Annotated in this window: 8 protein-coding genes and 1 pseudogene; all 9 read left to right on the top strand. The window is 68.3% G+C overall.

The features are described from left to right. Positions 1 to 552 (top strand): annotated as a pseudogene (minC, locus tag FUT87_RS20420) (septum site-determining protein MinC); the annotation flags it as partial. 131 nt (positions 553 to 683) lie between these two features. After that, the gene (gene minD / locus FUT87_RS20415) at positions 684 to 1496 is read left to right on the top strand and encodes a septum site-determining protein MinD (protein WP_091722564.1); all 813 of its coding nucleotides are present in this window, start codon (positions 684 to 686) and stop codon (positions 1494 to 1496) included. A gap of 18 nt (positions 1497 to 1514) precedes the next feature. Further along, a complete protein-coding gene (gene minE / locus FUT87_RS20410; RefSeq protein WP_091722568.1) occupies positions 1515 to 1778 on the top strand; it encodes a cell division topological specificity factor MinE in 264 nt (87 codons plus the stop codon). A gap of 132 nt (positions 1779 to 1910) precedes the next feature. Further along, positions 1911 to 3581 (top strand): 3-(methylthio)propionyl-CoA ligase, encoded by a 1671-nt coding sequence (locus FUT87_RS20405; RefSeq protein ID WP_147239708.1) that lies wholly within the window; start codon positions 1911 to 1913, stop codon positions 3579 to 3581. A 218-nt stretch (positions 3582 to 3799) separates the two neighbouring features. Next, positions 3800 to 5059 (top strand): branched-chain amino acid ABC transporter substrate-binding protein, encoded by a 1260-nt coding sequence (locus FUT87_RS20400; protein WP_147239707.1) that lies wholly within the window; start codon positions 3800 to 3802, stop codon positions 5057 to 5059. A gap of 216 nt (positions 5060 to 5275) precedes the next feature. Further along, positions 5276 to 6220 (top strand): branched-chain amino acid ABC transporter permease, encoded by a 945-nt coding sequence (locus tag FUT87_RS20395; RefSeq protein WP_221211005.1) that lies wholly within the window; start codon positions 5276 to 5278, stop codon positions 6218 to 6220. A 15-nt stretch (positions 6221 to 6235) separates the two neighbouring features. Next, entirely contained in the window at positions 6236 to 7612 is a 1377-nt protein-coding gene (locus tag FUT87_RS20390; RefSeq protein WP_147239706.1) for a branched-chain amino acid ABC transporter permease, read from the top strand. Then, a complete protein-coding gene (locus tag FUT87_RS20385; RefSeq protein WP_255511594.1) occupies positions 7609 to 8400 on the top strand; it encodes an ABC transporter ATP-binding protein in 792 nt (263 codons plus the stop codon). Before FUT87_RS20390 ends, FUT87_RS20385 begins: the two co-directional genes overlap by 4 nt. Positions 8401 to 8432: 32 nt before the next feature. Then, positions 8433 to 9136, top strand: a 704-nt coding sequence (locus FUT87_RS20380) for an ABC transporter ATP-binding protein (RefSeq protein WP_147242204.1), incomplete at its 3' end; no start/stop codon positions are given.

Genomic DNA, 9136 nt, shown 5'->3' with positions numbered 1-9136 from the left:
GCTGCTGCCGCTGCTGCGCCGCCACCGGCTGCAGCCGGTCGGCGTGGTCGGCGCCAACGCGGCGGAACTGGCGCAGGCGGCTGGGCTGGGCCTGGCCGAGGCGCCCGACGAGCCGGTGCGCGCCGAACGCGAGCCGCGGGTGCAGAAGGTCGTGCAGCAGGTCGTCAAGGAAGTGGTGGTCGAGCGCCAGGTCGAGGTGGCGGTGCCCGCGCAGGCCGCGCCGACCGTCTACGTCGACAAACCGCTGCGCTCGGGCCAGCAGGTCTACGCCAAGGGCGCCGACCTGGTCGTGCTGGCGGCGGTGAACCACGGCGCCGAGGTCATCGCCGACGGCAGCATCCACGTCTACGCGCGCTGCGCGGCAAGGCGATCGCGGGCGCGCGCGGCAACGCGCAGGCTCGGATCTTCGCGCAGCAGCTCGAGGCCGAGCTGATCGCCATCGCCGGCATCTACCGCACCAGCGAGAACCCGCTGCCCGACAACGTGCGCGGCAAGGCGGCGCAGGTCCGGCTCGACGGCGAGAAGCTCCTGATGGAGCCGCTGGGCGCATGAACCATCCCGGGCGCCAGCCGCTTGCGGCCCCCTTGATTTCCCCCGACATGGGCGGCGGTCCCCGCGACCGCCGCACCGATGACGCTTGAGCTGCGACGACAGCGACCGACACATTGAAAGGACCTCGACCCATGACCAAGATCGTTGTGGTGACCTCCGGCAAGGGCGGCGTGGGCAAGACCACGACCAGCGCCAGCTTCGCCACCGGCCTCGCGATGCGCGGCTACAAGACCGCGGTGATCGACTTCGACGTCGGCCTGCGCAACCTCGACCTGATCATGGGTTGCGAGCGCCGCGTGGTCTACGACCTGATCAACGTGATCAACGAGGAGGTCAAGCTCGGCCAGGCGCTGATCAAGGACAAGCAGCTGGACAAGCTGTTCATCCTCGCGGCCTCGCAGACGCGCGACAAGGACGCGCTCAAGCAGGAGGGTGTCGAGCGCGTGCTGGAGGAGCTCAAGGCGATGGAGTTCGACTACATCGTCTGCGACTCGCCGGCCGGCATCGAGACCGGCGCGCTGATGGCCATGCACTACGCCGACGAGGCGCTGGTGGTGACCAACCCCGAGGTCTCCTCGGTGCGCGACAGCGATCGCATCCTGGGCATGCTCAACAGCAAGACCAAGCGCGCGATCGAGGGCAAGGAGCCCGTCAAGGAACACCTGTTGATCACCCGCTACAACCCCAACCGGGTCGAGGGCGGGCAGATGCTGTCGCTGGAGGACATCCACGAGATCCTGCGCACGCCGCTGATCGGCGTGATCCCGGAGAGCGAGGTCGTGCTGCAGGCGTCCAACCAGGGCCTGCCGGCGATCCACATGAAGGGCACCGATGTGGCCGAGGCCTACTCGGACGTCATCGCGCGCTTCCTCGGCGAGGACAAGCCGATGCGCTTCGTCGAGGCCGTCAAGCCGGGCTTCTTCAAGCGCCTGTTCAGCCGCTGACATCCACCGGGAGAAACCATGGGATTCATGTCCTTCTTCCTGGGCGAGAAGAAAAGCACCGCCAGCGTCGCCAAGGAGCGCCTGCAGCTGATCCTCGCCCATGAACGCAATGGTCGCGGCGCGAGCCCCGACTACCTGCCGCAGCTGCAGCGCGAGCTGCTGGCGGTGATCTCGAAGTACGTCTCCATCAATCCGGACGACATCAAGGTCCACATGGAGCGGCAGGACGACCTCGAGGTGCTCGAGGTCAAGATCGAGCTGCCGGAGATCCGCAAGGCCTGATCGGGGGACCCGCGGCAGCGCCCGTGTAATCCCCTATGCCGGAATCCGCCTCGCGTCACTAGGGTGACGCGAGGCGCCCGGAGCCGTCGATAGACTGACCTGGACAGCCGACAACAATATCCAGGAGACGACATGGCACTGATGGGCCAGATGATGTCGATGCCGCTGCTGATCTCGTCGGTGATCCAGCACGCGGCGCGGCATTCCGGGGATACCGAGATCGTCAGCAAGCGGGTCGAGGGCGACCTGCACCGCACCACCTGGGCGGCGGTCGAGTTCCGGGCCCGCCAGCTCGCGCAGGCCTTCGCGCGGCTGGGGCTGGCGCCCGGCGACCGCGTCGGCACGCTGGCCTGGAACGGCCACCGCCACCTCGAGCTCTACTACGGCACCTCCGGCTCGGGCCTGGTCTGCCACACCATCAATCCGCGCCTGTTCCCCGAGCAGATCGCCTGGATCGCCAACGACGCCGCCGACCGCGCCCTGTGCTTCGACCTGAGCTTCCTGCCGCTGGTCGAGAAGCTCGCGCCGCAGCTCGGCCAGGTCCGCCACTTCATCCTGATGACGGACCGCGCCCACATGCCGGTGGAGTCGTCCATCCCCGACCTGCGCTGCTACGAGGACCTGGTCGAGGCCGAGGACGGCCGCTACGTCTGGCCCGAGTTCGACGAGAACACCGCGTCCAGCATCTGCTACACGAGCGGCACGACCGGCCATCCCAAGGGCGCCGTCTACAGCCACCGCAGTTCGGTCCTGCATGCCTATGGCGCGGCGCTGCCCGACGCGATGGCCTGCTCGCGCCGCGACGTGATCCTGCCGGTGGTGCCCATGTTCCATGTGAACGCCTGGGGCCTGCCCTACAGCACCGCGCTGGTGGGCTGCAAGCTGGTGCTGCCCGGGCCGCACCTGGACGGCAAGTCGCTCTACGAGCTCTTCGAGTCCGAGCAGGTGAGCTTCAGCGCCGGCGTGCCGACGGTGTGGCTGGGGCTGCTCAACTACGTCGGCGCCAACGGGCTGAAGTTCTCGAGCTTCAAGCGCACCGTGATCGGCGGCTCGGCCTGCCCGCCGGCGATGCTGCGCACGCTGATGGACGACTACGGCGTGGAGGTGATCCACGCCTGGGGCATGACCGAGATGTCGCCGCTGGGCACGCTGTCGCGGCTCGGCAGCCAGCAATTGAAGCTGCCCCAGGAGCAGCAGCGCCACCTGCTGGAGAAGCAGGGCAAGGCGATCTACGGCGTGGACATGGCGGTCGTCGACGACGCCGGCAAGGCCTTGCCCTGGGACGGCAAGACCTCGGGCAACCTGGTCGTGCGCGGGCCCTGGGTCATCGACAGCTACTTCGGCCACGCGGACTCGCCGCTGCTCCGCGTCACCGGCGAGGACGGCCGCGACGCCGGCCTGTGGTTCCCGACCGGCGACGTCGCCGCCATCGATGCCGACGGCTTCATGCAGATCACCGACCGCAGCAAGGACGTGATCAAGTCCGGCGGCGAATGGATCAGCTCGATCGACGTCGAGAACATCGCGATGGCGCATCCGGCGATCCACGAGGCCGCCGTCATCGCCGTGCCGCATCCCAAGTGGGACGAGCGACCGCTGCTGGTGGTGGTGCGCAAACCCGGCGACGCCGGCGCGGCGCTGACGCGTGAGTCGGTGCTGGGCTTCTACGAGGGCCGGATCGCCAAGTGGCAGGTGCCTGACGACGTCGTCTTCGTCGACGAGATCCCGCACACGGCCACCGGCAAGATGCTCAAGCTCAAGTTGCGCGAGCAGTTCAAGGGCCACAAGTTGCCGGGCGGCTGAGGCCGCCGCGACGGTCCGCCGCCTGGCGATCCCATCCCGAGGGCCCGCGCTTCCCAGGCCCCACCGCGCATCGATCCGCTGACGCAGGAGTTCCGCCGCCCCGGTTTCCCTTCACCGCAGTTCCCAGCAGTCCGCCGCTTCCCGCTGTACCAGGCCGTACCACGCCGTACCCCGTTGCTTCCGATCGCCTTGCATCACAACCACATCAGGAGACAAGCATGAGCAAGCACAGCACGCGTCCGATCCCCTCGCTGGCACGGCCCCTGGCCCTCGCCGCATTCGCCCTGACGGCCGCCGCCGGCGCCTACGCGCAGAAGGGCGAGACGGTGAAGATCGCCTGGATCGACCCGCTGTCCGGCCTGATGGCGCCGGTGGGCCAGAACCAGGTGAAGTCCTTCCAGTTCTTCGCCGAGAAGTTCAACGCCAACAACCCCGCCGGCGTGAAGTTCGAGATCATCCCGATCGACAACAAGCTCAGCCCCGCCGAGTCGCTCAACGCGCTGAAGTCCGCGATCGACCAGGGCGTGCGCTACGTGACGCAGGGCAACGGCTCGGGCGCGGCGCTGGCGATCATCGACGCGGTCAACAAACACAACGAGCGCAATCCCGGCAAGGAGGTCGTCTACCTCAACCACTCGGCGGTGGATCCGGACCTCACCAACAGCAAGTGCAGCTACTGGCACTTCCGCTTCGACGCCGACACGTCGATGAAGATGGAGGCGCTGACCACCTTCATGAAGGACCAGCCCGACATCAAGAAGGTCTACCTGCTCAACCAGAACTACGCGCACGGCCATCAGGTTGCCAAGTACGCGAAGGAAGGGCTGGCCAAGAAGCGCCCGGACGTGCAGATCGTCGGCGAGGACCTGCACCCGCTGGCCCAGGTGCGCGACTTCGCGCCCTATGTCGCCAAGATCAAGGCCAGCGGCGCGGATTCGGTGATCACCGGCAACTGGGGCTCGGACCTGGCGCTGCTGGTCAAGGCCGCCAACGAGGCCGGCTACACCGGCAAGTTCTACACCTACTACGCCGGCGTGACCGGCACGCCCACGGCGATGGGCGCGGCGGGCGCGGGGCGCGTGTTCCAGATCTCGTACAACCACAACAGCCTGGGCGGCGAGCCCGAGAAGTGGGCCAACGAGTACAAGGCCAAGTTCAACGACGACTTCTACACCGGCAGCGTCATCCACATCTATACCGCGTTGAGCACGGCGATGGCCAAGGCCAAGAGCACCGATCCGGTGAAGGTCGCGGCGGCGCTGGAAGGGCTGAAGTTCAAGTCCTTCAACGGCGACGTGGAGATGCGCAAGACCGACCACCAACTGCAGCAGACCCTGTTCCTGACCGTCTGGCAGAAGGCCGACGCCAAGCGCCCCTACAGCGTCGAGAACACCGGCTACAACTTCGCCCCGGTCAAGACCTTCGATCCCTTCGTCAGCAGCACGCCCACCAGCTGCCAGATGAAGCGACCGTCGTAAGGCGCTCCGCCTCCCGTCGCGAGCGGGCCGGGACCGGGTTGAAGCGCGCAGCCGTACGTGAACGTACGGCGAGCACTGCCGGCCCGGGACCGGTCCGCGCAGCTACCGCGCCCTCCGTCATCAGCGCGGCCAACGCATCGAAGTCCTGAGCACAACGACGTGGAACAGATCCTGATCAACCTCCTCAACGGCCTGTCCTCCGGACTGCTGCTGTTCATGCTGAGCTCCGGCCTGACGCTGATCTTCAGCATGATGGGCGTGCTCAACTTCGCCCACGCCAGCTTCTACATGCTGGGCGCCTACTTCGCGTACTCGATCGCCGGGTGGATCGGCTTCTGGCCCGCGCTGCTGATCGCGCCGCTGCTGGTCGGCGGCTGCGGCGCCCTGTTCGAACGCGGCGCGCTGCGGCGCGTCCACAAATTCGGCCACGTCCCCGAACTGCTGATCACCTTCGGCCTGTCCTACGTCGTGCTCGAGGTGGTGCAGCTGATCTGGGGCCGCACCGCCGTGCCGTTCTCGCCGCCGCCCTCGCTGCAGGGCGCCGCCTTCACCCTGATCCATGCCCCGGGCCAGGCCCTGGAACTCGCCTGGGGCGACGCGCCGGCCGCGCTGTGCGCCGCCGCCAGCTGTTCCAAGTTCCCGCTCACCCGCGCCTTCATGATGGTGGTGGCGCTGTTCATGCTGCTGTCGCTGTGGCTGCTGCTGACCCGCACCCGCATCGGGCTGGTCATCCAGGCGGCGCTCACCCATCCGGAGATGGTCGAGGCCCTGGGCCACAACGTGCCGCGCGTGTTCATGCTGGTGTTCGGCAGCGGCTGCGCGCTGGCCGCGCTGGCCGGCGTCATCGGCGGCATCACCTTCGTCACCGAGCCCGCGATGGCGGTGATCGTCGGCTCCATCATCTTCGTGGTGGTCGTGGTCGGCGGCATCGGCTCGCTGGCCGGCGCCTTCGTCGCCTCCCTCGTCATCGGGCTGCTGCAGACGCTGCCGCTGACCGTCGACGTGTCGCTCGCCCAGGCCTTCCAGCTCGGCCCCGACACCTTCGGCTACCCGCTGCTCAAGCTCACGCTGGCCCAGGTCGCGCCCATCCTGCCCTACCTGCTGATGGTCCTGATCCTCATCTTCCGGCCCAAGGGCCTGCTCGGCACCCGGGAGGGCTGATCGATGTCCGCCGTCATGCCTTCCTCCTCCGCCTCGCCCGCCGTGCCGTCCGGCGCCGCCCCGGGCGAGGCCCGCGCCCAGGGCCGCCCGCCGCGTGCCCGGCGCGGCGAGACCTACCACTTCAAGCCCCACAACGTCGGCCGCTGGCTGATCTGGGGCGCCTACGCGCTGGCGCTGCTGGTGGCGCCGCTGCTGTGGACCAGCAGCCTGGCGCAGACCATGCTGTCGCAGATGGGCATCGCGATCATCGCGTGCCTGTCCTACAACCTGCTGCTGGGGCAGGGCGGCATGCTCAGCTTCGGCCACGCGGTCTACAGCGGGCTGGGCGCCTACCTGGCGATCCACACGCTCAACGTCGTCGGCGCGGGCCAGCTCGCGCTGCCGGTCAGCCTGGTGCCGCTGGTCGGCGGCCTGGCGGGGCTCTTCTTCGCGGCGCTGTTCGGCTACGTGTCGACGAAGAAGTCGGGCACGCCCTTCGCGATGATCACGCTGGGCCTGGGCGAGCTGATCTGGTCGATGTCGCTGATGCTGCCGGAGTTCTTCGGCGGCGAGGGCGGCGTCTCCTCCAACCGCGTCGTGGGCAAGGCGGTCTGGGGCATCAGCTTCGGGCCGCAGATCCAGGTGTACTACCTGATCGCGGTCTACGCCTTCGTCTGCACCGCGCTGCTGTACGCGCTCACCCGCACGCCGCTGGGCCGCATGCTCAACGCGGTGCGCGACAACCCCGAGCGCGTCGAGTTCATCGGCTACGACACGCAGTGGGTGCGCTTCCTGGCCTTCCTGATCGCGGGTTTCTTCGCCGGCGTGTCGGGCGGGCTGTCGGCGCTGAACTTCGAGATCGTCACCGCCGAGGTCGTCGGCGCCGCGCGCTCGGGTGCCTACCTGCTGTTCACCTTCCTGGGCGGGGCGACCTTCTTCTTCGGGCCCATCATCGGCGCGGTACTGATGGTGGTGGCGCTGGTGCTGCTGTCGGAGCTGACCAAGGCCTGGCTGCTGTACCTCGGCCTGGTTTTCCTGTTCATGGTGATGTACGCGCCGGGCGGCATCGCCTCGCTGATCATGATGAACCTGCGCCTGGCCGCCTTCGGCAAGCTGCGCGCGCTGTGGCCGTCCTACCTGGGCCTGGCCGGCGCCGCGGCGACGATGCTGCTGGGCGGCTCGGCGATGGTGGAGATGCTCTACCACCTGCAGCTCAACGAGGCGCTCGGCCCGCAGATGAAGTACCTGGGCCTGGCGCTCGATGCCAAGAGCGTCGAGTCGTGGTTCGGTGCCGGCTTCGTGCTGCTGACCGGGCTGGGGCTCTTCGAGCTGCTGCGCCGCCAGTTCCGCGCCGAGTGGGACCGGGCGCAGGAGGAGATCGAGAAAGAAATCAAGCGGAGGGAAAGCCTGTGAGCACCGCCAACATCCCCTACGCGCTGGAGCTGCAGGCCGTGCGCAAGAGCTTCGGCAAGAGCGAGATCATCCGCGGTGCCGACCTCGCGGTGAAACCCGGCGAGCGGGTCGCGATCATCGGCCCCAACGGCGCGGGCAAGTCCACGCTGTTCAACCTCATCAGCGGCCGCTTCGCGCCCACCAGCGGCGAGATCCGGCTCTTCGGCGAGCGCATCGACCAGCTGCCGCCCTACAAGATCAACCGCCGCGGCCTGTCGCGCAGCTTCCAGGTGTCCAACCTGTTCACGCGGCTGTCGGTGTTCGAGAACATCCGCTGCGCGCTGCTCTGGTCGATGGGCCACAAGTACGCGTTCTGGAAGTTCCTGGCCGGCATGGACGACGTCAACGACCGCGTCGAGGAACTGCTGGAGATGCTGCACCTGGACAAGAAGCGCGACGTGCCCGCGATCAACCTGACCTATGCCGAGGCGCGCGCGCTGGAGATCGGCATCACCATCGCCGGCGGCGCGCAGGTGATCCTGCTGGACGAGCCCACCGCCGGCATGAGCAAGAGCGAGACCAAACGCTTCATCCAGCTGATCCGCCAGGTCACCGAGGGCCGCACGCTGCTGACGGTGGAGCACGACATGGGCGTGGTCTTCGGCCTGGCCGACAAGATCGCGGTGCTGGTCTACGGCGAGGTGATCGCCTTCGACACGCCCGACGCGGTGCGCGCCAACACGCGTGTCCAGGAGGCCTACCTGGGATCGGTGCTGGCCGAATCGCAGGCCGCGGGAGCCCATGCATGAGCGCCGCCCTCCATGACACCAACGTCGGCGCGATGCGCGCCGCGGGCGCCACGCCGGCCGCCGGCACGCGCGCGCTGCGGCTGGACAACGTCCATGCCTTCTACGGCAAGAGCCATGTGCTGCACGGCGTGACGATGGAGGTGCGTCCCGGCGAGATCGTCAGCCTGCTGGGACGCAACGGCTCGGGGCGCTCGACGACGGTCAAGACCATCATGGGCCAGGTCGACGGCACCGGCGCGATCGCCTGGGGCGGCCAGGAGCTGCTGGGCCGCAAGGCCTACGAGATCGCGCATCGCGGCATCGGCTACGTGCCGGAGAACCGCGACATCTTCCCCAAGCTCACCGTGCACCAGAACCTGATGCTCGGCGAGAAGGGCCGGCGCAAGGGGGCCGCGCCGCGCTGGAGCTTCGACGACATGTACGCGATGTTCCCGCGCCTGAAGGAGCGCCAGCACACCGAGGCCGGTGTGCTGTCCGGCGGCGAGCAGCAGATGCTGACGCTGTGCCGCACGCTGATGGGCGACCCCGACCTGATCATGATCGACGAGCCGACCGAGGGCCTGGCGCCCAAGATCGTCGAGCTGGTGGCCGAGTACCTGAAGGAGCTCAAGCGGCGCGGCGTCTCGGTGCTGCTGGTCGAGCAGAAGCTGGCCATCGCGCTGGAGATCTCCGAGCGCTGCTACGTGATGGGCCACGGCCGCATCGTCTTCGAGGGCACGCCCGCCGACCTGCGCGC

Source organism: Mitsuaria sp. TWR114, assembly GCF_007997345.1.
The sequence above is the reverse complement of the archived record's forward strand: the minus strand, read 5'-3'. Positions and strand labels throughout refer to the sequence as shown.

Bases quoted from the DNA above. Each gene is read 5' to 3' on its own strand.
- FUT87_RS20400 (WP_147239707.1), top strand. From the start codon at position 3,800: ATGAGCAAGCACAGCACGCGTCCGATCCCCTCGCTGGCACGGCCCCTG.
- FUT87_RS20390 (WP_147239706.1), top strand. From the start codon at position 6,236: ATGCCTTCCTCCTCCGCCTCGCCCGCCGTGCCGTCCGGCGCCGCCCCG.
- FUT87_RS20405 (WP_147239708.1), top strand. From the start codon at position 1,911: ATGGCACTGATGGGCCAGATGATGTCGATGCCGCTGCTGATCTCGTCG.
- FUT87_RS20395 (WP_221211005.1), top strand. From the start codon at position 5,276: ATGCTGAGCTCCGGCCTGACGCTGATCTTCAGCATGATGGGCGTGCTC.
- minD (WP_091722564.1), top strand. From the start codon at position 684: ATGACCAAGATCGTTGTGGTGACCTCCGGCAAGGGCGGCGTGGGCAAG.
- minE (WP_091722568.1), top strand. From the start codon at position 1,515: ATGGGATTCATGTCCTTCTTCCTGGGCGAGAAGAAAAGCACCGCCAGC.